Annotated in this window: 26 protein-coding genes; 8 read left to right on the top strand and 18 right to left on the bottom strand. The window is 50.0% G+C overall.

The genetic code is table 11. The features are described 5' to 3' along the window. The first annotated feature begins 5 nt into the window (after window positions 1–5). Window positions 6–437 carry an archease gene (locus H6F68_RS26225; protein ID WP_190563601.1) on the top strand — a complete coding sequence of 144 codons (432 nt, stop codon included), beginning with the start codon at window positions 6–8 and terminating at the stop codon, window positions 435–437. A gap of 7 nt (window positions 438–444) precedes the next feature. On the opposite strand, the gene H6F68_RS26220 is transcribed toward H6F68_RS26225, so the two are convergent. Then, entirely contained in the window at window positions 445–1,092 is a 648-nt protein-coding gene (locus H6F68_RS26220; RefSeq protein ID WP_313930247.1) for a DUF29 domain-containing protein, read from the bottom strand. A 34-nt stretch (window positions 1,093–1,126) separates the two neighbouring features. Between H6F68_RS26220 and H6F68_RS26215 the strand changes: the two genes are divergently transcribed. After that, complete coding sequence (locus H6F68_RS26215; protein WP_242065663.1) at window positions 1,127–2,710, top strand: adenylate/guanylate cyclase domain-containing protein; 1,584 nt, start codon at window positions 1,127–1,129, stop codon at window positions 2,708–2,710. Window positions 2,711–2,803: 93 nt separating this feature from the next. Here H6F68_RS26215 and H6F68_RS26210 read toward each other — a convergent pair whose 3' ends face one another. From H6F68_RS26210 to H6F68_RS26190, 5 genes are all read right to left on the bottom strand, one after another. After that, on the bottom strand, window positions 2,804–3,616 hold the full coding sequence (locus H6F68_RS26210; protein ID WP_190563599.1) for an HNH endonuclease: 813 nt from the start codon (window positions 3,614–3,616) through the stop codon (window positions 2,804–2,806). Window positions 3,617–3,722: 106 nt separating this feature from the next. Further along, on the bottom strand, window positions 3,723–4,253 hold the full coding sequence (locus H6F68_RS26205; RefSeq protein ID WP_190563597.1) for a dihydrofolate reductase family protein: 531 nt from the start codon (window positions 4,251–4,253) through the stop codon (window positions 3,723–3,725). 7 nt (window positions 4,254–4,260) lie between these two features. Next, window positions 4,261–5,199, bottom strand: coding sequence for a DUF5996 family protein (locus tag H6F68_RS26200; protein ID WP_190563595.1), 939 nt, complete (start codon window positions 5,197–5,199; stop codon window positions 4,261–4,263). A 164-nt stretch (window positions 5,200–5,363) separates the two neighbouring features. Then, window positions 5,364–5,870: a metallophosphoesterase family protein gene (locus tag H6F68_RS26195; protein ID WP_190563593.1), complete on the bottom strand. Its 507-nt coding sequence runs from the start codon at window positions 5,868–5,870 to the stop codon at window positions 5,364–5,366. A 36-nt stretch (window positions 5,871–5,906) separates the two neighbouring features. Continuing rightward, on the bottom strand, window positions 5,907–6,575 hold the full coding sequence (locus H6F68_RS26190) for an HAD family hydrolase (RefSeq protein WP_190436738.1): 669 nt from the start codon (window positions 6,573–6,575) through the stop codon (window positions 5,907–5,909). A 107-nt stretch (window positions 6,576–6,682) separates the two neighbouring features. On the opposite strand from H6F68_RS26190, the gene H6F68_RS26185 reads away from it, so the two are divergent. The 4 genes from H6F68_RS26185 (at window position 6,683) to H6F68_RS26170 (ending at window position 9,621) form a co-directional block, all read left to right on the top strand. Continuing rightward, window positions 6,683–7,267, top strand: coding sequence for a DUF99 family protein (locus H6F68_RS26185; RefSeq protein ID WP_190563591.1), 585 nt, complete (start codon window positions 6,683–6,685; stop codon window positions 7,265–7,267). 52 nt (window positions 7,268–7,319) lie between these two features. Next, window positions 7,320–8,366, top strand: a complete 1,047-nt coding sequence (gene rtcA / locus H6F68_RS26180) for an RNA 3'-terminal phosphate cyclase (RefSeq protein WP_190563589.1) — start codon at window positions 7,320–7,322, stop codon at window positions 8,364–8,366. A 95-nt stretch (window positions 8,367–8,461) separates the two neighbouring features. Next, window positions 8,462–8,974, top strand: a complete 513-nt coding sequence (locus H6F68_RS26175) for a hypothetical protein (protein WP_190436730.1) — start codon at window positions 8,462–8,464, stop codon at window positions 8,972–8,974. Between the two features lie 95 nt (window positions 8,975–9,069). Beyond that, window positions 9,070–9,621, top strand: a complete 552-nt coding sequence (locus tag H6F68_RS26170) for a hypothetical protein (RefSeq protein ID WP_190563587.1) — start codon at window positions 9,070–9,072, stop codon at window positions 9,619–9,621. 106 nt (window positions 9,622–9,727) lie between these two features. Here H6F68_RS26170 and H6F68_RS26165 read toward each other — a convergent pair whose 3' ends face one another. After that, window positions 9,728–9,934 carry a hypothetical protein gene (locus H6F68_RS26165; protein WP_190551517.1) on the bottom strand — a complete coding sequence of 69 codons (207 nt, stop codon included), beginning with the start codon at window positions 9,932–9,934 and terminating at the stop codon, window positions 9,728–9,730. Window positions 9,935–10,172: 238 nt separating this feature from the next. On the opposite strand from H6F68_RS26165, the gene H6F68_RS26160 reads away from it, so the two are divergent. Next, on the top strand, window positions 10,173–10,955 hold the full coding sequence (locus H6F68_RS26160; protein WP_190563585.1) for an MBL fold metallo-hydrolase: 783 nt from the start codon (window positions 10,173–10,175) through the stop codon (window positions 10,953–10,955). Window positions 10,956–11,011: 56 nt separating this feature from the next. Here H6F68_RS26160 and H6F68_RS26155 read toward each other — a convergent pair whose 3' ends face one another. The 3 genes from H6F68_RS26155 to H6F68_RS26145 all read right to left on the bottom strand — a co-directional run bounded on the left by H6F68_RS26155 (window position 11,012) and on the right by H6F68_RS26145 (window position 12,980). Continuing rightward, a complete protein-coding gene (locus H6F68_RS26155) occupies window positions 11,012–11,863 on the bottom strand; it encodes a pentapeptide repeat-containing protein (RefSeq protein ID WP_190563583.1) in 852 nt (283 codons plus the stop codon). 12 nt (window positions 11,864–11,875) lie between these two features. Beyond that, window positions 11,876–12,517, bottom strand: coding sequence for a hypothetical protein (locus H6F68_RS26150; RefSeq protein WP_190436712.1), 642 nt, complete (start codon window positions 12,515–12,517; stop codon window positions 11,876–11,878). 181 nt (window positions 12,518–12,698) lie between these two features. Next, complete coding sequence (locus H6F68_RS26145; protein WP_190436709.1) at window positions 12,699–12,980, bottom strand: hypothetical protein; 282 nt, start codon at window positions 12,978–12,980, stop codon at window positions 12,699–12,701. Between the two features lie 559 nt (window positions 12,981–13,539). Between H6F68_RS26145 and H6F68_RS26140 the strand changes: the two genes are divergently transcribed. Next, window positions 13,540–16,017 (top strand): ATP-binding protein, encoded by a 2,478-nt coding sequence (locus H6F68_RS26140; protein WP_190563581.1) that lies wholly within the window; start codon window positions 13,540–13,542, stop codon window positions 16,015–16,017. Window position 16,018: 1 nt separating this feature from the next. Here the strand turns inward: H6F68_RS26140 and H6F68_RS26135 are convergent, their stop codons facing one another. From H6F68_RS26135 to H6F68_RS26100, 8 genes are all read right to left on the bottom strand, one after another. Beyond that, a complete protein-coding gene (locus H6F68_RS26135) occupies window positions 16,019–16,360 on the bottom strand; it encodes a cupin domain-containing protein (RefSeq protein WP_190563579.1) in 342 nt (113 codons plus the stop codon). A gap of 24 nt (window positions 16,361–16,384) precedes the next feature. Next, window positions 16,385–16,567: a hypothetical protein gene (locus tag H6F68_RS26130; RefSeq protein WP_190563577.1), complete on the bottom strand. Its 183-nt coding sequence runs from the start codon at window positions 16,565–16,567 to the stop codon at window positions 16,385–16,387. Window positions 16,568–16,576: 9 nt separating this feature from the next. After that, complete coding sequence (locus tag H6F68_RS26125; RefSeq protein WP_190563575.1) at window positions 16,577–17,746, bottom strand: zinc-dependent alcohol dehydrogenase; 1,170 nt, start codon at window positions 17,744–17,746, stop codon at window positions 16,577–16,579. Window positions 17,747–17,876: 130 nt separating this feature from the next. After that, window positions 17,877–19,046: a zinc-dependent alcohol dehydrogenase gene (locus tag H6F68_RS26120; protein WP_190563573.1), complete on the bottom strand. Its 1,170-nt coding sequence runs from the start codon at window positions 19,044–19,046 to the stop codon at window positions 17,877–17,879. Between the two features lie 17 nt (window positions 19,047–19,063). Continuing rightward, window positions 19,064–19,798 carry an SRPBCC family protein gene (locus tag H6F68_RS26115; protein ID WP_190563571.1) on the bottom strand — a complete coding sequence of 245 codons (735 nt, stop codon included), beginning with the start codon at window positions 19,796–19,798 and terminating at the stop codon, window positions 19,064–19,066. A gap of 38 nt (window positions 19,799–19,836) precedes the next feature. Further along, a complete protein-coding gene (locus tag H6F68_RS26110) occupies window positions 19,837–20,520 on the bottom strand; it encodes a phosphoribosyltransferase (protein ID WP_190563569.1) in 684 nt (227 codons plus the stop codon). A gap of 54 nt (window positions 20,521–20,574) precedes the next feature. Further along, window positions 20,575–21,690 carry a DJ-1/PfpI/YhbO family deglycase/protease gene (locus H6F68_RS26105; protein WP_190563567.1) on the bottom strand — a complete coding sequence of 372 codons (1,116 nt, stop codon included), beginning with the start codon at window positions 21,688–21,690 and terminating at the stop codon, window positions 20,575–20,577. Window positions 21,691–21,870: 180 nt separating this feature from the next. Continuing rightward, window positions 21,871–22,116 (bottom strand): hypothetical protein, encoded by a 246-nt coding sequence (locus H6F68_RS26100; protein WP_190551542.1) that lies wholly within the window; start codon window positions 22,114–22,116, stop codon window positions 21,871–21,873. Between the last annotated feature and the right edge of the window lie 378 nt (window positions 22,117–22,494).

The following is a 22,494-nucleotide window of genomic DNA, read 5'->3' as shown; positions in this document are numbered from 1 at the left end:
ATAGTATGTCTTACGAATTTTTAGAAGATATTGCGATCGCGGATATTGCCTTTCGAGCTTGGGGCAAGGACTTAGAGGAGGTGTTCTTGGCGGCGGGAGATGCGGTTACCAATACCATGATTGATAACCTAGAGGCGATCGCACCTCAGGAGACCCGCACCTTTACCCTAGATAACGACGAGTTAGATCTCTTGCTATTTAATTTTCTACAAGAGTTTGTCTATTACAAAGACAGCGAACAACTCCTCCTGCGCCCTCAACAGGTACAAATTGAGCAAAAAGATACGCTTTATTACCTAACAGCAATTGCAAAAGGAGAAGAGCTTGATCCAGAACGCCACCATCAGCGAGTCGATGTGAAAGCAGTGACATTACATCGATTTAAGCTAGAACAAACACCAGAAGGTTGGACAGCACTGGTGATTTTAGATATTTAGTTACACCTTAACTGGAACTATTTGCTTCTGGAAGCCAGTCTTCTGCAAGCACCAACTCCAAAGGATACGGGCAGGCTTCAGGAAAAACCTCAAGGGATATTCCGGTTTGCTTAGCAGCTTGTTGCCGAGCGCGTTGATAGCTTACTTCCAATTGCTCTGCTGGGTAGCTCTTGAGACTGGGGCTGTCTTCAATCGCTAAGCTAATTTGGGTTCGAGCATCCGTAATAGAATCTAGCCAGCTATCGGAGCGGCGTTGTGGTTGATATTGCCACTTGAGCAAATGCAGTAGAAGGCGAATCAATTGACTGGTGACTCCACGCCGTTCACTCTTGCCCAAATCTTCGATCTCCTCAATCAAATGCTCTAGGTCAATCTCATGCCAATGGCGATCGCGGAGTAGCTGGGCTGTTTTTTCAATCCACAAATTAAAATCTGCGGTGTAAGTTACGCTCATAACTCGCCCCTTCTGCTGGAGTGCTTTAGCTTTGCCAGTGACATCCCAATCATAGCCTTGTGATGCTGCAACAATTCTCTGCAACAGGCGATCGCAGGTTCTTATATGTGAGCGATCGCGGTTGATATGAACCTGATCTATAAAGTCATGATGAACTGATTTTTTGCTGGGTGGCTCTCCGGTTAAACTAGGTTCTGGCACGAAAAGTATACAGAGCCTAAGTAATTACTCCGGAATGGGTGTAGATACTGGTTATGGAGAGACAACACCGCAAGCAACCAGGGAAGGAGTAATGCATCGAGAAGCCGCTAACTCGTTTGAGCGTTCCACCCGTCATTTTTTCTCAAACGGCATTCAATTTCTATTGCAACTTCTGAATAGAAAAACCGTTTTGATTCTGACTCTCCTATTCATTGCTGGGGTGTCAGGGGCTTTGTGGAATATGTCGCGGCTCTCATCTAGCTTGATTAAGTCTCAGGCACTTCAGAGCGCTGCTTTGTATGCTCAAGCCATTGAAGAAGCTCGCACTCTCTACAGTTCTGAGGCGGTCAGACGAGTCGCAGGTGTTCCCGGAATTACAGTGACGTATGACTACACAAATACGCCAGGTGCAATCCCAGTCCCAGCCACCTATTTGATCGAGCTGAGCCATCACCTGAGCGACAAAAATCCTGGCATGTCGGTACGGCTGTATAGTGACTACCCGTTTCCTAGCCGAAAAGCTGAAGGTGGCCCTAAAGATGAGTTTGAGCGTGAAGCGCTGCGTTATCTGACCCAGCATCCTGAGCAACCCTTCTATAGAATCGAAACTTTTCAAGGTCGTCCGGCTCTGCGCTATGCCCAAGCAGACATCATGCAGGCTAGTTGCGTCAGTTGCCATAATAATGACCCCAATAGCCCGAAACGAGATTGGCGGGTCGGAGATGTGCGAGGCGCACTGGAGATTACACGACCGCTCGATACGTTTATGGCTCAAACCAATGCTGGATTACGTGGCACCTTCCTCATGCTCACCACTCTGTCGCTCCTAGCGCTATCAGGAATTGCATTGGTGATTGGTCGCTTACGTCAAACTTCTAAGGAGCTGGAGTTGCGCGTGATTGAGCGCACAGCCCAATTGCAATCGGCAAATCAAGAATTGGCTACCGAACAAGGAAAATCGGAACGCTTGTTGCTGAATATTTTGCCTCCATCCATTGCCCAGAAGCTCAAAGACGGCCAGAGCAATATTGCAGATGGTTTTGCCTCAGCCACAATTTTGTTTGCGGATCTGGTCAACTTTACCCAACTGGCCGAACAAGTGCCTCCTGAAGCACTCGTGGCGATGTTGAATGAGATCTTTTCCGCCTTCGATCGCCTGAGCGAACAATATGACTTAGAAAAAATCAAGACAATTGGAGATGCCTATATGGTGGTGGGAGGCTTACCCACGCTACGACCTGACCATCCCCAAGCGATCGCCGAAATGGCTCTAGCCATGCGTGAAGAGATTCACAAATTCAATAGCCGCTATCACCAGAATTGCAGCCTCCGAATTGGCATTAACACAGGCCCAGTGGTAGCTGGCGTGATTGGCACCAAGAAGTTTATCTACGACCTATGGGGCGATACGGTCAACGTTGCCAGCCGCATGGAATCTCATGGGTTACCAGGAGAAATTCAAGTTACTGCTGCTACTTACGAATGCCTCCGAGATGACTACAGCTTCGAGCCTAGAGGTTCAATTGAGGTCAAGGGGAAAGGAGCCATCACAGCCTATTTGCTGACAGGCAGGAAAAGCCACGCCAATCTTTATCTAACTCCTGCATCGGTAGCCTGAAACAGGAGTTTGGTTCTTGGTACAAGACGAACCAAGTCGAGAAACAGGAGTCAGTTTAGGCTTAGCCCGGATGATGCGGTACTGATTCGTTGTTTATCGAATTTGTTCATGTTGTAGCTGAATCAGGATATAACTGGCAAACTCACGATCTGTTGCCAGCTTGAATCCCATCAGCCGTTCTAGAGCTTCACTCCGATTGGCAGCGATGGGGTTGGCTTGGTTGACGACCAATAAGTAACCAACTTGCCAGTCATCTATGACTAAATTTTCTACTTGGTGTCGCTCCTGCTGTCGGGCCGCATAAACCAACAAGCCATTCGCCTCGAGGTTGCAGATAGCACGGTTTAGCGTCAGTTGAGCAGTGATTCTATCTTGACTAGCGATCGCATCCCAGCTATCAAGACGCTCCTGAATGTTTTGCAAAAACTCGTTTGCCAGTTCGGTTCTATCGCTATCTAGATGATCATGATGAAACCGGGAAGCATGGCTACCGCGCAATAGAGATATGAGTTGAAGGCCAGTCTCCATTCTGTAGAGTAGCAAAGGAGATTGAATTGGTTCTGATGCTGGCAGCTCTAGGTTAAATGCATCTCTTATCCACGCTTCATGTCTGCGCTTGATCTCCCTTAACTTATCTACAGGATATGTGTGGGGCTGATCATCAACCAGTTGATGATGAACTTGACAAAGCAAAATGAGATTGGAGTAGTCATCTGGCTCTTCCACAGTCAACGGGAAATTACTACGGGGGCCATTGGGTTCGGGTGCCACAATATGACATTCATTACCAATTGCCGACTCTAAGTATGATTCAGTGGCGTGCACGACCAATCGACGCTGACAAACAGCACAGCGATCGCCCGATCGTTTCCACAGAATCCTACGGGTCTGATTAGAGATGGCCATCGTGACAGTTAAGTAAACTCTACCAATCCCCCTAGTATTCCCCTAGCAAAATTAGCTCTAACAGAATGGGTTGGGTCTGCCCTGTGGCGATCGCAAGCTTGAGCAGCTATTTTTCTACCTGCTTTTGAATTGCGTAAGTAACTTGTAGTAGCCCTGTTTCATAAGTTTTGGTATGTTGCAACTTCAGCAATGTCTCTAGAGCGGGGTCATGAGCAATCAGAGGAATGCCATTACCCAGAATAATGGGGTGAATTGAGAGAATCAGTTCATCCACAAAACCATGCTGGAAACAAAAACGAATGAGTTCAGAGCCGCCTACTAGCCAGATATTTTGCCCTTGAGCGCGACGTAACTGGTTCAGGAAGTTAACCCAGTCAGCGCTGACAAACTCTACATTTTCATCTTGTTGCTGTTGTTGTGTTTTGGAGAAAACATATCCTTTTTTGCCGTGATAGGGATACTCGCCAAAGCCCAAAACTTGCTCATAGGTTTTACGCCCCATCAAAACTGTATCGACTTGTTCAAAAAACTCAGTGTAGCCGTAGTCTTGGTCTGTAAATAGCCAATCCACGTCTCCTGATGTTCTGGCAATATATCCATCTAGACTGGTAGCAATGAATAGTTGAATTGAGCGCATCTTGCTGTTACTGGTTGGTAGGCTCTAACGCAGCTCGATCCCAATGAGCTAAGTCGGCAGCAGCTTCATAAGTGGTTTGAAAGAAGGCAAGGAGCATGGCATCTGGATCGATTGCCTGTTGTAGAGCTGCGTAGGGCAAAACAAATTCTTGGAGATCGGGGCTGTAGAAGGCTTCCGCAGGTTGAATCACATAATCTCGAAACCCTTCAGGCCCAGGATAGGCATAGGCGTAGAAGATCGGCTCAGCCACTGTGCCGCCTCCGGGCCAAAAGCCGCAACTGCTCACCTCATGCGAGTAAGCTTCTCTGGTTACCCAATCGGCCATGTGAGGAACGCCACCAGGATGTTCTGGGGCAAGACGGCCTGAGAAGCGAGTGACTGCTAAGTCAAAACTGCCCCAAAAGAAATGCACTGGGCTTGCTTTACCAATAAAGCGGGAGCGAAATACAGTCATCACTCGGTGTGTTTGCAACAAGATTTGCCAAAGTCGCTGAGCGTACTCTGGATCATAGGTGGCATGTTGATGATCTTGCTCAAAGCGAATAGGGTCAGCGATTTCTTGTGGCATAGTCCATATTTGGACTGCAATCCCTAGCTCATGCAAAGTACCAATGATCTCTTGGTGAAAATCTGCTACAGAACGAGAAACGAGAGGGATATTTCTGGTAGCGCCATCGCTCGTTTCAATGCGTAAGTTGTGATCGAGGAAGTCAAAATCAATCTGAAAGAGACGGGTTTGGTAAGGAATAGCAGAGGTCGTCAAGCCTCTGGACGTGACATACAGCGTGGAATGCCACCAGTGATTCAATTTGGGAGTCAGGGCGAGCCGAATCTTACCGACAATTTGAGTCCACAGATGCAGAGTTGCATAGGTATCTTGCCATGCCGTCACTGGCAGGCTCGGCCAAAGACTATTGCTAGCGGTGTTATGCACAGGAGTTGCCATGAAGTGAACCTCCAGATCATCCTGTCCTTATTAAACTGGCTACGCCGCAGCAACCCTGCTTTCTTTAGCAATTTATTCGGTTGAGTGAGAACCCAATCAGCGATCGCCCTTGATACCAACCTAAATAGGCGAGCGCTCAGATAATTGTAATTGCCTGGAAAGCATTACACAGCCAGTTGAATGATTTCTGCGCGTACCTTCGCCCCTGTTATGGACAAACGGGCAACTGAAATAGGCAACTTAAAGCGTTTCGGCCCGGCGCTCCCTGGATTCACATACAGAACTCCTTTCCGTTCTTCTATCAACGGTTTGTGGGAATGTCCGCTAATCACAACGTGAAACCCAGCCGCTTGGGGATCAAACTTGAGTTCTTGGAGGATATGCAGCATGTGGATGGAGATGTCTGCAACTTTGACACTCTCCTGCTCTGGAATCGCCTCAGCCCAACTAGCTTTGTCAACATTGCCTTGGATGGCAATAACAGGCATGGGAGATTCTAGATCAGGGGTGGGAATGGCTTGCAATCCTGCCAAGACCTCTGGCTTGCCAATGTCTCCTGCGTGCAGAATCAGGTCAGAACCCGTTAAGGCAGCGATCGCCTCAGGACGCAAAAGCCCGTGAGTATCAGCAATAACTCCTACTTGCGTCCCTGACTTTATGGCTTGCTCCATTGCTTCACCATTGCCCGCTGCCTCAAACTACCCTGACTATGCTGCCTGAGCTAAAGGAGAATTGTCATAGTGAGCTAGGAGATCTGCTGGATCGTTGTAGATGGCGATCGCATCCGCTAGTTGCTCATCTGGGAAGCCACCGGAACGCACCGCAATTACTCCAACTCCCGCTTTGCCTGCGGCCTCAATGTCATAAGGCGTATCGCCTATCATCACGACTTCTTCAGGGGTCATTTGGCTTTTAGCTAGAGCTGCTTCCACAATATCCGGTGCGGGTTTAGAATGTTCGGCATCCCCAGAGGCAGTGGCTTCATGGAGCAGATCATCTACTTGAGCGACTTTTAGTAGAATTTTCAGTTCTTCCTTAGTAGCGGAAGTCGCAATAATCAGGTGTAAGCCTTGTTCCTGCATCTTCAAAACCAGGTCTCGGCTACCATTGGCGGAATCTAATTCATTGCCAAATTTGTTGAGAATCAGCTCTTTACGACGAGTGCTAATTTCTTTTCCTACCCCTTCTTTGTTATTTAGATCTGACACCATTTGTGGAATGATCTGATCACCACCCATACCAATTAAGGGCCGCACGTTCTCGAAAGGAACTTCGTAACCAAATGCAGCAAAGGCCTCCACCCAGGCTTGAGCATGAGCATCGTTGCTCAACACTAGTGTTCCATCTACATCCAGAATTACACCTTTAAGTGCCACTGCGGTTTCCCTTTTGAGCAAATTTCTTGCATAGTCGCATAGGCTTAAAATCACTTCATCAGTCTTGGAGATGAGAAGATTGAGACTTGGGATTGTAGCGGGACTGCATGGATTTAGAAGGCTTGCTGCGAAATAATCGGACGATTCGGGTGATTGGGTTTGATGATGCGCCCTTTGTGCGGCGATCGCCTGATCCGGTGCCAGTCGCGGGAGTCGTTTGTGCGGGAACTCGGTTTGAAGGCATGGTTTGGGGTGAGATTCAACCGGATGGCTGGGATGCCACGGAAGTACTTTGTCGGTTACTACTGGGGCGAAAGTTTTTGCCACAACTGCATTTGGTGTTGCTCGATGGCATCTCCCTAGGTGGCTTCAATGTGATTGATCTCCCTTTGCTGGCAGAACGACTCGGTAAACCTTGTGTGGCCGTGATGCGACGGCAGCCTGACTTGATGGCAGTCAAACACGCGATGCAGCGCTTACCGGAAGCAGATCGTCGCTTGGAGATGATGCAAAAAGCGGGTTGTATCTATGCGCGATCGCCTTTTTACTTTCAAGTCTGCGGAGCACCGCCAGAATTGATTGCTCAAGTTCTCCCTCGCCTCAGCGATCGCGGCCATGTGCCAGAAGCATTACGAATTGCTCACCTGATCACCGCAGCAGTAGTCAAAGGGGAGAGCGGCCGACAGGCATAGTGCGGTAAACCTAAGAGAGAAGAGAGAAACGGTTGGACGGTTGGGTGGAGCTATGTTGCAAATTGATGGTTCCTACGGTGAGGGAGGCGGTCAGATTCTCCGCACCAGCTTGAGTTTGGCGGCAATCACAGGGCAACCGATCCGGATCGATCGCATCCGAGCAGGACGCAAGAAACCAGGATTAGCGATTCAGCACCTCACGGCTGTCCGAGCTGCTGCCGAGATATGTCGAGCGGAGCTAGTAGGAGATGCGGTCGGCTCCACTACCCTAGAATTTCGGCCCACGGTGTCGCCACAACCAGGACAATACAAATTTGATGTGGCAGAAACAACAGGGGCAGGTTCGGCTGGAGCCATCACATTAATTTTGCAAACGATTCTGCTGTCTTTAGCCCTCAGTCCAGGTGATTCTCATGTCACGCTCCGAGGTGGGACTCATGTGGCTTGGAGTCCACCCACTACCTACATCGAACAGGTATATCTGCCGACGGTGCAGCAGATGGGGGTACAGGCACAGATGCAACTGCAAGCTTGGGGTTGGTATCCCCAGGGAAACGGCGAGGTCGCTCTAGAGATTACAGGGAGCCAAACACCGTTGCAAGGCATTGAAGTGCTAGAGCGGGGCAAGCTGAAGCAGGTGCAAGGATTGGCCGTGGTGACAGAGTTGCCTGCCCATATCCCTCAGCGGATGGCGAGCCGAGCTTATAACCTGTTACAGCAAGCGCAACTGCGATCCGATGTGCAACCCCTGCGGGCAAAAGGGATTGCGCCTGGGGCAGGGATGTTTCTCACCGCAGAATACCAACATAGTCGAGCTGGGTTTAGTGCCATCGGCAAAGTCGGTTTAGCGGCGGAAAAAGTCGCAGAAATGGCCGTACAGGAGTTACTGGCATTTCAGGCGACAGATGCACCGATTGATGTGCATTTAGCGGATCAGTTGTTGTTGCCTGCGGCTCTCGCTACGGAGCCGAGCCAATACCGAGTCGCAGAGGTGAGCTTGCACCTAACAACCAATGCCTGGGTAATTGAGCAATTTGGTTTGGCTGAAGTAGCGATCGCTCCAGATACCCAAGTTGTCACCGTCACACCCAATCGTTAGCGAAGCCACGACTATTTCTCCCCGCAGACTGAAGCTGATCTCACTCACCTACTTACCATTCAAGGTAAAGGATGCGCAGGAAAGTGAGACATTGTATGAATTATCTAGTGGCGGTTTTACCCGATCGGAACCAGGCAGAGGCCGCTTACACAGCCTTGGAAAAATCAGGTTTACCTCTTAGTCAGGTAGATATTCTGGGCAGGGGTTACAAAAGTGCAGATGAGTATGGCTTGATTGACCCCAACAGCCAAGCAAAAAAAGGTGCGACAAGCTTGGCTGTTTGGTTAATTCCTTTTGGCTTTGTGGCAGGTTATGCCTTCAACTATCTAACCGGAATTGCTATCTTGCCGATCGCTGCGGTTGGTAACCATATTATTGGTGGGCTTCTGGGAGCTGCTTCTGCGGCTTTGGGAGCTTTCTTGGTTGGTGGGGGCGTGGGTTTGTCCGTAGGAAGTGGTGATGCGCTGCCCTACCGCAATCGCCTGAATGCAGGGAAATACTTGGTGGTGGTGCAAGGGTCTGAAGAACTGACTCACCAAGCAACTCATGTGCTGCGTCAGTTTGAACCGGAGAACCTGCAAGGTTACGCCGAACTCACAGCCGCCTAAACATAAGTAGACAGATTAAGGACTGGCATACAGCTTAAGAAATGGGGGTGAAGTTCTTGGAGTTATTCACATCCCTTCACCCCCAACTTTTCTGTATGAAAAACTTTTGGTCAGCTTTAACCACAACTTCAACCGCTGTGGGGCTGCTGTCAGCGCTCCTAACCACTGCTGCCCCTGCGATCGCTCAACCTATTAGCCCATCTACCGCCCAATCCGCTGCCGCCCGAACGTCTCCAGTTAAAGTACCAGAAATTCTCTCCGGGCCACCCAACACTACGTTGCCAGTGCGTCGGTCTTCCGGGAATTGTCCTTCTACCATTCGTCTCTGGACTGCCTCGCGTTACTACGAAGGCGGAGCCGAAAACACCGTGATCATGAATATGTCGGCGATCGCCTCAGCACCCGCCAAGTTCATGGATGTGCGCGATCGCGTGGTGATCTATGGTGCGCCTTTGCAGAAAACCTACGCTTCTTGTGTCAGTTGGGTCGTCGCTCCTAATGCACCTGAGTACAATATCTGGCTGCAATTCGGCAACGCCTACTTCCGCTTCGATCTAGATGCCTTAAAGGGGAGACCTTTGAGCGAAATTACCTATCAAAACGTGGTGAAGGGCCAACCCTATTTACGTTGGGCGATCGCGGACTAACTAGATTCACACCATTAGACTTCCAATAAGAGGGGTTGGCGGATTGGTTGGACTGAAGTCAGGAGTGCATCATAGATGTGGTAGCGGCAAAAAATTTGATCAGTCTCTAGGCAACGGGGCCTAGAGACTGATCATCGTCCCTAGCTGTATTCAGCCCGGAGTCAGGATTAGCGTTCGACCACTGCTGCTCTAATTCGATCTGTTTTGCGATTAAATCAATTAAGTAGCGGATGCGCTCAATGGTGACTCGGATACCATCAATCGTCTTGGCGCGCTCTTCAATCAATTCTTCAAAGCGTCTGTGAGAACTCATGGTGATTCAACAACAGGGCAAAACTGAGACAATCTACATACAAACCAAAATCGCAGGGATTGCCCGGATCTGAACCTCTCGTAGGGGGCAACTGACTAGAAAAGCTTTTAGTGATTCAAAATACAGAAAAGCTTCAGAGGCAATGCTAGCAAGCGATTGGTAGTACTGCGATCGCTACTGTGTGGGTAAACAGTAACAACTGCGTAAAATAAAGGCAGGAAGCGAGACGCAAGCAAATATGTACCTGACCTGGCTAGACAGCAACTCTTGGCTGATTGAAATGGGAGGCAAGCGGATTCTGCTCGACCCCTGGTTAGTCGGGCCGCTAGTTTTCGGTAATATCAACTGGCTGTTTAAGGGCAGCCGTCCCCAAGAGCGTCCAATTCCCGATCGCATCGACTTGATTTTGCTGTCTCAAGGGTTAGAAGACCATACGCATCCTCCCACGCTCCAACAGCTCGATCGCTCGATTCCGGTTGTTGCTTCCCCTAGCGCTGCTAAAGTGGTGCGCGAGCTGGGCTACCACCAAGTAACGACTCTGTCACATGGGGAAAGCTTTAATCTAGACAATCAGGTCACCATCCAAGCCCTACCCGGATCACCGATTGGTCCCTTCGTCACCGAAAACGCCTATTTCTTGAAAGAACTTGCCTCAGAACTCACTCTTTATTACGAGCCTCACGGCTATCATGCTCCAGTTCTGAAGGAGATGGCACCAATTGATGTGGTGATCACCCCAGTCATCGATATGAAAGTGCCTGTGTTAGGACCTATCATTCAAGGCAAAAATAGCGCTTTCGAGTTGGCGGAGATGGTGCAACCTCAAGTGATGCTGCCGACCGCCGCTGGAGGTGATGTCACCTTTGAAGGTGTGCTGATGGCGGTAATCCAAACAATGGGTAGCGCGGATACACTACGCACTCAACTAGCGGCTAGCAAACTCTCAATCCAACTATTAGAGCCAAAACCCGGCGATCGCGTGGAACTAAAACTCCAACGCCGGGCGATCACCAAATCATGATTGTGAATTAAAAATTTTGTGTTCTACCTGTAGGGCCAACAGCCGTTCGCCCCTACTTAACGATGGATAGAACCATCGGGTAGGGTCGCTCCTTGCAGATTGGCTTTGTGCAGGTTGGCCCAGCCCAGCTCAGCTCCTTGCAAATTGGCTCCTTGCAGATTCGCCCCACTCAAGTTAACGCCCCGCAGATAGGCGTAACTGAGATTAGCTCCTTGCAGATTGGCCTTGCTGAGATTGGCCCAACTGCAATCGGCTTTAGATAAATCCGCTTCGCTCAAGTTAGCTCTAGAAGCGTACACCCGCCCCAGATGCGCCTGGATTAAGTTGGCCTTGGTGAGGTTAGCCCGGTACAGATGAGCAGTAAGCAGCTCCGCGTTATAGAGAGTGGCATTGCTAAGGTCTGCTTGACTTAGATTAACCGCCATCAGGTTGGCTTCGCTCAAGTTGGCGCGGCTCAAACGAGCTTCACTGAGGTCTGCGCCTCGGAGATTGGCTTCTCGCAAATCGGTGCCAATCAGGTTAGCTCCGCTCAGGTCAGCCCGCTTAAAATTGGTGCCCCGCAAATCCGTGCCGATCAAGTTGGCTCCGCTGAGGTTGGCATCGCGCAAATCTGCCTGCATCAGGCTAGCGTCAACCAACTCGGCGTTGCACAAATAAACTTCTACCAAGTCAGCCGCTTGAAGATTAGCGTTGTTGAGAATGGCGTTGCTGAGATTGGCAGCAATCAACTTCGTATGGCTGAGATCTACCCGCTTGAGATTGACTCCTTGCAAATCTGCGCCTCGGAGGTTGATGCCGCTCAGGTCTGCTTCACTCAAATCCGGTTCTACAGCATTATTGTGAGTTCTCCACTCCAGCCATCGCACAGCACCCATTTTCAATAGCGCCAAATGTTCTGGATTTGCCATTGAGTGCTTCCTTTATTCCTTGCCTCGATCAGTGGGGTTTTCACGCCCAGTTACGCTTTCAATAGCTGCGAGAGCGGCACTGGAGCCAGCTAGAATGTCTTGCTCGTCTCCGCCTAAATACAGCCGTCCAAAGCTGCCAAAGGCTTGCACCTCTAGCAATCTAATCCCAGCTGCCTTTTCAGCTTCATTCGCAGCCAGAGCCGCATATCCCGCAGGTTCAACTTCCAAAACATAAAGGGTTTGGCCTGCCAAAATCAGATTGCCCCGCCGAAAACGGTTGATTAACTGAGTTTGGTGCGCATCAATGTTGCGGATAATTTGGCTAGAAACCACCCGTGGCTTCAGGCGATCGCGCTCTTTCGCTCCCAATGCTTCTAGAATCGCCATCCCAGCAGTCCGGGTATCTCCTTGGTTGCGGGAATGCACTTCTAACAAGCCGTACAGACGCTCAACGATTTGCAAGCCTGGTCGCACCGAGGTGGCTTTGAGGGCAACATCTGTGATCCGGTTGATTTCAATGCCGGGGGAAATTTCAACCCAGAGCGAAGTATCACCTGGGAGTGGCAAAAAACCAGGCACCACGGTTCCCAAAAATGCCGCATGCTGCGGTTGAATATTGTCCAGATAAACGTAGCTGCGTAGTTCTATGCCCAAGGTTAAAACTCAGTACAGACCAATTTGCTCAGTGTACGGGTAAAAGTATCTCAGCTATTGTGCCATCCGGCTATGGTTCCGCAGAGATGACTTGCCATGGGGGTCAGAAAGATCCCTCAGGCACGCTTGAGGTACCACCACTTTCAACCCAATTATTCGAGCAGCAATCACAACTCACAGTTCAAGCAACTGCTGATATGGGTCGAGCAGCAGCAAAATCTGAAGGTAAGGTTCTCAAGCTGACCCAGATCTTGTACTCCACTCTCATACAGGTAATACATACTTGACTGTCTTGCTCGGCCAAGTCCATTGCTAGGGCAAACGCTTCTTGTCTGCTATCAGCAGGAAACCTTCTCCAGAGGCAGTACAGCTCTTTGCCAGAACACATCCCTTCGCGAATCTCATGGTCATACAAAAACTTAAAGGGGTGGACCAGTTCGTGAGACAACACCAAAGGCAACATAAAACTTCGAGGGAGGAGCTACTTCATCTTCCTTAATGCTCTATCAACAAAAATGTATTCTCTCTTACTTAAAGGAAAATCAATTTAAATCTTTACACTGTAATAAATAACTAATAGGTTTGTTAAAAAAACGACAGTAAGCATTGCCACACTTCCTGGTTTCCCTTAATAAGACGAGCTTGGTCAGAGGCTGCTTTTAGCTCATCTAGATTAAGCCATTTGGCGGCATCAATCTAAGCAATTTACCTGAAGCATTATTTGTAATAATAGACACATCAATAATCTGCATAACTTTGGCTAATATTAACTCCCTAAATAATAAAAAACTTTGAGAATTTCCGGATCGCCTCCTGTTTTCTAGGGGAAAAAGCTATAAGTTTTTCAAAGAGAATAACTAGCTAATCTAAAAAAGAAACATTTTATACAATTGCTCAACCGTGAGCCTGATCACCCTAAATTTCATAGCGGCAGCAGACTATACAATTAACCCGTTCTTGAAACAGCTTTCATGTCAGTTGATTCATTTGCCCTGTAGCAATTTATTCAAGAGCCTCCTTACATGAAGCCACTACTACCTAACGTCTTGACTCAGCGCTGGCGAGGACGCCCGGAGGAGGACAACTCAGAACTCGAAGCTCAACCTCCAGCAAAAGTTTTATTGCCTGGGACTACGGGTTCTCTGACTCGTCGCACGCTGATCAAGCTGGCAGTAAGGATTGCGGGTGTAATTGTGGTGTCAACCACGATCAGTTATTTCCACATGATTTCTAGCTTCAAGTCCCAAACGCTGGGACAGCTGGAAAAGTATGTAGAAGAGCGGGTGGAGCGAGAAAATACGATCTTTGCGTTGGCAGAAGCTAACCAAGCAGTTTTGAAAACGGAATTGCTGAAACGATTGGCAGAATTAGGGGATCAAGATCCCAAAACTGAATTCGATCGCTTGTTTGCGCGATCGCCTGATGGAGCCATTCGCAATCGCCCAGAAATCTTTGATGGCACTCGTGAAGCAGGCGTATACATCGACAAGCGAGTGCAGCTCAATGCAGATATTCGGCAGCGCGTCCTCACCTTCTATCAACTCGCGAATATGTATGGTGCGGCGTGGCATCATCAGCTGCAAAACACCTATTTCACATTGCCAGAGAACATTATGGTGCTCTACTGGCCCCAAGTGCCAACTTGGGCCGCTGATGCTACCTCAGATCTATCCATGCCCGACCAGGAGTATTACTGGGCGGCTAACCCAAAACATAACCCAGCGCAAGAAACAGTCTGGACAGGCTTGTACTACGACATTGTAGGTAAAACTTGGTTGGTGACTTGTGCCACCCCAGTCAGCCGCAACGGGAAGCCCATTGTCACTTTGGGCCAAGACATCACCTTAGATGAGCTACTCAACCGCACCATCCACGATCGCTTACCTGGCGCTTACAACATGATTGTGCGCTCCGATGGTCGCCTGATTGCCCATCCCCAGCGTACAGCGGAGATTCAAGCCAAGAAAGGAGAGTTTGACATTCAGCAGTCGGGCGATCGCCATCTAAAGCAAATCTTCCAGAAAATTCAGACCCTGCGATCGGGGCAGGTGATTATTGACAACGCGCAGCATGACGAATATTTAGCTGTCGCCAAGATCAAAGGACCCGATTGGTATTTTGTTACGGTCTATCCTAAGTCGATCTTGGCGCAGCCCGCTTTCCAAACGGCTCGCATCATCTTGCTCTTGGGCTTCTTGTCTTTATTGCTAGAAATTTTGGTGCTGTTTTTTGTCCTGCGCCAACAGATCGCCAAACCCTTAACCAGCTTCATGCAGGCTACAGAACTGGTGGCTGCGGGCGATTTCAACATGCAGCTAGATGAGTCACGCCGAGATGAGTTGGGACATTTGGGGCGCTTGTTTAACTCAATGGCTGAGCAAGTCCACAGCCGAGAACAAAGCCTAGAGCAAGCCCGTGAGAAACTGCGGCGCAACAACGAAGAACTAGAACAGCGGGTGCTAGAGCGCACCACCGAGTTGAGCCAGGTGATCACTCAACTAGAAGACGAAATTACCGAGCGGCGGGAAGTAGAATCAGCTCTGCGTGATTCAGAAACGCAACTCAAAGAGCAGGCCCTACAGCTCCAGCAAGCGCTGCAAGATCTCCAAAGCACACAAGCCCAACTAATTCAAACAGAGAAGATGTCTGGTTTAGGGCAGCTTGTCGCTGGGGTAGCCCATGAAATCAACAACCCAGTCAACTTTATCTACGGCAACCTCACCTATATCGACCGCTACGCTCAGGATTTGCTGGATTTGGTGCAACTTTATCAGCAACATACCAGCCAAAAAATTCCTGCTATCGAAGCCCAAATTGAAGCGATTGAGCTGCCTTTTTTAGTCGAAGATCTGCCAAAACTCTTAGCCTCAATGAAAGTTGGGGCCGAACGCATTCGCCAAATTGTCCTATCCCTCCGCAACTTCTCCCGCCTCGACGAAGCCGAAATGAAGCCTGTGGATATTCATGAAGGCATCGACAGTACGCTGCTGATTTTACAGAATCGTTTAAAGGTGCAGCCCCATCGGCCAGAAATTGCTGTAGTGAAGGAATATGGTGAACTGCCACTGGTGGAGTGTTACGCCGGACAGCTCAACCAAGTATTCATGAATATCCTCTGCAACGCTATTGATGCTCTAGAGGAAGATTATGAGCAGCGATCGCCAACCGATCCTACCATCACACCGAGCATCACCATCCGCACCACCGCCAAAAAAGGTACAGTGTTGATCGACATTGGGGATAATGGTCCTGGTATGAGCGAAACCGTCAAGCACCAATTGTTTAATCCCTTCTTCACGACCAAGAAGGTGGGGGAAGGGACTGGCTTGGGCTTGGCGATTAGCTATCAAATTGTGGTGGAAAAACATCACGGTCAATTGCGCTGTCTTTCCACCTCTAGTCAAGGTACTCACTTTTTAATTGAGATCCCCCTTGTGCACAAACCGATCGCTAATCAATCTGCCGCTGAAAAGCCTGCGATCGCTTCCCTCACCGAGTAAGCTATTGCTCGTCGCGTCCGTGAGCAAAGGCGGGAGGTGAAGTTGCCTCAACTGCCGTAAATGGCTCTAACACCTTGTAAGTATGCAAGGCTCCTTTCGGCACCACCCAAGAATCACCCGTTTCTAGAAGCACCATTTGGCCTTCTAGGTGCAACTCAGCACGACCTTGGATCACATAACCGACAGTTTCGTATTCACGGCGGGTTTCAGGCTTGGATTCGCCCGGTTGCTCGTTTTCCCACATCCGCATGGCAAGGGTCACCCCTCCAGCCAGGTACTTCTGCCCCAACTCACCATGAGGAGATTGGGCGGATTGAACTTTGATGACTGTGGTATCACTCATGATTTTTCGACCAATAACGACAAGTTAAACAATTGGCGATCGCAATGGGGCAGGCTCCAGCCCATCAGCCTGACTAGGCGAGTGGAGCCGCAAAGAGTCAGGCTTGATATGCTCAGCTTCTAGAATTTCAACCAAGTTATTCAGCTCCGAGAGCAACTGATTGATTAAAGCTGTCTTTTCAAGTTGCGGAGCAGGATCAATCTCCATGACTACGGCCTACGGCTTGAGGACAACTTTGATGCAGTTCTCTTTTTTGTCTCTAAAGATCTCGTAGCCATGAGGGGCTTGGTCTAGAGGCAGTTTATGGGTAATGACAAAGGAGGGGTCAATCTTGCCTTGCTGTACCGCTTCCATCAAGGGTTTAATGTAGCGGTGCATGTGAGTTTGGCCCATTTTGAAGGTCAAGCCTTTGTTGAAAGCAGCCCCAAAAGGCACTTTATCTAGGAAGCCACCATACACACCTGCTAGGGAGACATGGCCTCCTTTGCGACAAGAGAGGATGACCTGGCGCAGGGCAGTAGGGCGATCGGTTTCTAGGCGTACCGCTTGCTTGACTTGGTCGTACATCGCCATTGGGCCTGTGCCATGCGCTTCCATACCTACGGCATCAATACAGCTATCGGGGCCACGTCCGCCCGTCATCTCTTTGACGGCTTCTCCAGCATCAATCTCTTCGTAGTTGATGATTTCGGCTCCACATTGTTCTTTCGCCATCTTTAAGCGTTCGGGAATGCGATCGATCGCGATGACTCGTTCAGCCCCTAGCATGAAAGCACTCTTGATGGCAAACTGACCTACAGGACCACAACCCCAAACTGCTACGGTATCTCCTGGCTCAATGTTGCAGTTTTCTGCCGCCATATAACCCGTGGGGAAAATATCCGTCAGGAACAAAACTTGATCGTCACTGAGCCCGTCAGGCACTTTGAACAAACCTACATCGGCAAACGGAACACGAGCATATTCCGCTTGACCGCCTGCGTAGCCGCCAAACATGTGAGAGTAGCCAAACAGCCCAGATGGAGAATGTCCCATTGCTGCTTCCGCCATCCAGCCGTTGGGGTTGGAGTTGTCGCACAGAGACCACAAATCCCGCTGACAGAAGAAGCAACCACCGCAGGAGATGGTAAAGGGGACGACAACGCGATCGCCGATTTTCACGTTCTTGACGGCGCTACCGAGTTCTACGACTTCTCCCATAAATTCATGCCCGAGGATATCTCCCTCTTTCATGGTGGGGATATAGCCGTCAAGGATATGTAGATCGGAGCCGCAGATGGCGGTGGAGGTGATTTTGATGATGGCGTCGCGAGGATTGAGGATGGTGGGATCGGGGACGTTACCGATCCGAACATCATTGGCTCCATGCCAGCAAAGTGCTTTCATTTAATCTTGCTCCTTTACGCTTTTGAATTAGGTTTTGATATAAAACCAAGAAGTAATGCACTGACATATGGAATAGAGATCAACTCTTCTTTCCCCCTTCCCTACCAGGGAAGGGGGCTAGGGGGTTAGGTCACGGTTTGAACATAACCCGCATGCAGTTGTCTTGTTTGTTTTTGAACATTTCGAAGCCGCGTTTGGCTTCTTCTAGCGGTAGGGTGTGGGTGAGGACAGCGGAGGGGTCGATGCCGCCGTTGAGGACGTGTTCTAGCAATATGGGGATGTAGCGCTGGCCATGCATTTGCCCCATTTTGAAGGTGAGACTCTTGTTGAAGGCAGCACCAAAGGGCATTTTGTCTACGAAGCCTGAGTAGACTCCCATGATGGAGAGGGTGCCGCCTTTACGACAGGCAACCATCATTTGTCGCAGCACGTTGGGGCGATCGGTCTCCATACGGACAGCTTGCTTGGCTTTGTCATAAAAGCCTTCCACGCCCATGCCGTGGGCTTCTAGACCCACCGCGTCGATGCAGCTATCTGGGCCGCGTCCTCCGGTCATCTCTTTGAGTGCTTCGCCTGCATCGACTTCTTCGTAGTTGATCACTTCGGCTTTGACCAACTCTCTTGCCATGCGGAGTCTTTCAGGAAAGCGGTCGATCGCAATCACTCGTTCGGCACCGAGCATATAGGCACTATGCATGGCGAAGAGACCTACGGCACCTGCTCCCCAAACCGCAACGGTATCTCCGGGTTGGATGTCGCACATTTCTGCGCCCATATATCCGGTGGGGAAGGCATCGGAGAGAAAGAGTAGTTTCTCATCTGGGATACCTTGGGGAACTTTGATTGCTCCGTGGTCAGCAAAGGGCACGCGAATATATTCAGCATGGGCACCCGCGTAACCGCCAAAAGCATGGGAGTAGCCGAAAATTCCAGCGGTGGAGTAACCTGTGACTTGCTCTTGAAGCCAACCTCCAGGGTTGGAGTTGTCGCACAGAGACCACTGTTGCAAGTTGCAGTAGGAGCACTGACCACAACCGATAATTGAGGAAACGACCACGCGATCGCCTCGCTGCAATTTCCGCACTTCGCTGCCAATCTCGACTACTTCCCCCATAAACTCGTGACCAATAATGTCACCGGGCTGCATGGTGGGAATGTAGCCGTCATAGATGTGCAGATCAGAGCCACAGATGGCTGCTGCTGTCACCTTAATAATGGCGTCGCGCGGATTGAGAATTTTGGGGTCGGGAACGGTGTCCACACGGACATCATTGGCCCCATGCCAGCAAACTGCTCTCATCGAATGATTACTCCTGCCTAATGAGATGCACGACAGGATGTTTGTCCTTCGGTGGTAGCAATTTCACCTGCTTCCATCAGCATCTTGAAGCGGCGTAGTTCGTCGCCAATTTGCTGTTCGGGTTCTTCTCCGAGCAGTTTGGCGATCGCAGCGGAGACGGCCCCACCGGGAATGTTGTATTCCATCACGACTTTGACTTCGGTACCCCGACCGCCCGTGGCAGGTTGGAAGCGGACAAAGCCAGAGTTGTCAACATCGGCGTTTTCGGCAGAAGCCCAAGCAATGAAGCGATTTTCTTCTTCTTGAATGATGTCAGCATCCCACTCGACGCTGGTGCCCAAAGGAGCGCTGGCAATCCAGTGCGATCGCGTGTCGTTGTAGACGGTGACAGATTTGAGGTGCTTCATGAACCGGGGGAGGTTCTCAAAGTTACGCCAGAAGCGGTATAGCTCTTCGGCAGACTTGTTGATGGTGACCGTTTTTTCGACTTTGATGCCTTTGTTGAGACCCACAGCGTCTTGAGCTTGCTGGAGCACTCCCTGAGCTTTTTGCACAGTGCTTTGCTTAGTCACACCTTGGTAGAGCAATCCCCCGCCTGCGACTGCGGTCAGAACGCCCCGGAGCGATCGCTGTTGTAAACCTGCAAGCACCAAGGCACCTCCCCCGATGAGAGAGGCCCAACGCTCAGCATCACTAGCCTCGCTGCTACCAGACTGGTTAGGCACAATTGGCTGATTACTACTTTGTTCCATTTGTTTTTCCTTTAGAGTTTCAAATTTGAGTTTGTTAACTAAACACCTAGCCGAGATGAGAGCGAAGCACCATCTTGTGTCCGTTCTTGTGTACGTTGCAGCAACTCACAGACCTCGCGATCGCTGGTTTGAGGGAACGCTTCGTACCAGGCTCCGACCGAGTTAAAGCGCTCTGGCAGCACAGCACAGATGATCGCCTCTACTTGTGGACTGAGCTGCTCGTAGGCTTGACGCGCTCCGACCGGAACCGCTACCACAACTTCTTGGGGTTGGTGTTGCCGCACTGCCATGACTGCGGCTCGCATCGTGGCTCCTGTGGCTAAACCGTCATCTACCAGAATCACAATTCGATCTGTGATCGGCAGGATAGGGCGATCGCCTCGATACAAATGCTCGCGGCGTTGCAGCTCTTGTTGTTCGCGCTGCGTCACCTGTTCTAGCGCGGTATCGGAAATCTGTTGCATCTCCACCACATCTTGATTCAGCACCCTCACATCACCTGAGGCGATCGCTCCCATCGCCAGTTCTTCGTGGCCCGGAACCCCAAGCTTCCGTACTAGAAAAATGTCTAGCGGCACATGGAGGGCAGCAGCGATTTCAAAGGCGATCGGCACCCCACCGCGAGGCAGCCCTAAAACCAGCACATCAGCGCGATCGCTATACTGCGTCAGCAAAGATGCTAGAAATTGACCTGCTTCGGTTCGGTTTTGAAATCGCTTCATGATTCAATCTCCTGACCAGCCTAGAGAGCTAGTGATCTGCAATAGCCTGCCACCTCAAATCTTGGCTGCGGCACCAGAGGTAGGTTGAGGGGGGCTGACAGGGCCGACACTAATGCGAGCATGGTAAAGATCGGCGACTTGCTGCTCATGCTTGGCAATGTCGATCTCCATGTCATCAAAAATTAGAGTAGTGGTGGGGTCGGTCAGCTTATTACGCAGGGCATAGGTATCAACGACTCCGGTTTGCAAGTCGCCCAAGGCTCGCCGCAAGATCGAAATATCATCGGTACGGGTTTGCAGCCAACCTTTAAGAGTCGCCAAGGTACCGCTGGCAACCGCTTGAAGAGATTCTTGCTCCCCGAACAGCCGCAACCTTGCTTCTAGCTTCTGGATATGTTGTTTCTTAGCCGCGCAGACATGCTGAAAGACAGACCGCAATTCCCCGTCATCTGTTTTCTCGGAATATTGCTGGAAAGCTTCTAAACCGTAACGTTCTCCGGCGATCGCTGTATTAATGGCGCTAACGATCTCCTGCTTACTAGAGCCCCCCCACTCTTCGCCCAACTTCCACCAACCTGCATCGCGATCGCTGACATCAGGCAGCGTGGTGTCAGGAATGCTCAGGCCCAAGCGAGTCAAGATCGCAGTGGTAAACATCGGCAAGTCACCCGGACGGCGTGAGGTGAGCAGATTGCCATCCTCTACCAACGGCTCATCCACATAGTTGGCTCCCGCATTCTGCATATCTTTGCGAATGGCTCGGAAACCTGTGGCAGTGCGACCTTGAAGTAAGTCTCCCTCAATCAAAACCTGAGGACCGTGACAAACCGCTGCTACCAACTTGTTTTGGGCGATCGCATCTTGGACAAAGCGCACCGTCTTCATATTGGTCCGCATTTTGTCGGGAGCCATGCCACCCGGAATAATCACTGCATCAAAGTCAGCGGCACGGGCTTCTGTGGTGGTGCCATCGGGTTCCTGCGACACTCTGCCTTGCTTGCCTTTGTACTGCTCATTCATCCGGGAACCGAGGACGACGACTTCGGCTCCAGCTTTTTTCAGAGCTGTGTAAGGAACGTGAAACTCTGAATCTTCAACACCGTTTTCAATTAAAATGGCAACTCGTCTCGAAGAGGCGGGAGTTCCATTCTGAGCGTAATTGGATACCATAATTGAATTCCGTACCTCTGATTGCGGGCATTAATGCTGCAATGAAACACTCAAGCATCAATGGTTGTAGCCGAAACTAATTCTTGAATTCTTGTCAGTAGATAGAGAAATAAACTAAATCCAGAATTAACTCGTCTTGTGACTCATCACCTGGCTTATTAAGTGCAAAGGTATAGATGCTTACCGAGCCGCAGCCGTTGATTGAGTCAGTCTGGCTGCAAGTAGCGCTTTCGCCCGTTCTGCTCGTCTGTTCTCTTCTTCCTGTAATTCCTGGAAGAATTGCGTCAACTCGCTGTCACCTGCTTCCTCCGCGTCCTGAATGTAGACTTCGCAAGTGGCAGCCCCTTCTAAGGCATGGTAGAGCACACTGACTAGGTCGTACTGCTCGTCGCTAGTGCCAGTCGTATGTTCGCCGTGATGAGACATGGTGATCCTCCTAAGGGTTGGCACATTAATTGGACGCTTATGCTGTGTAAGCACGTCTCAGCGTACGTCCGTCAAGGACAACCTCTCCTCGCCCTACAGACAGATCTCAACCAAATCTCAGTAGACCTCACTCAACGGCTCTCAAAGCTACCAAAGCTAGAAAATCTAATTTCAAGCTTTTGGACTGCACTTCGCCGAACTCTTCTAAATTACCTACTCCTCAAGGGGGGAAGTTGATGGCTAACTTCTGCCTCAAGCAGCATGGAACTTTGCCAAAATTTGGCGTTAATGAGTGCCTATAGAGCGCCTTGATCATTTGCATTCAAAGTTGTGTTGGGGTGCATTCCAAAACTCCAGCGATCGCCTTGCTTCTCCCCC

Origin of the sequence: Trichocoleus sp. FACHB-262, from assembly GCF_014696035.1 — a bacterium.
Classification (GTDB): domain Bacteria; phylum Cyanobacteriota; class Cyanobacteriia; order FACHB-46; family FACHB-46; genus Trichocoleus.
The sequence above is the reverse complement of the archived record's forward strand: the minus strand, read 5'-3'. Positions and strand labels throughout refer to the sequence as shown.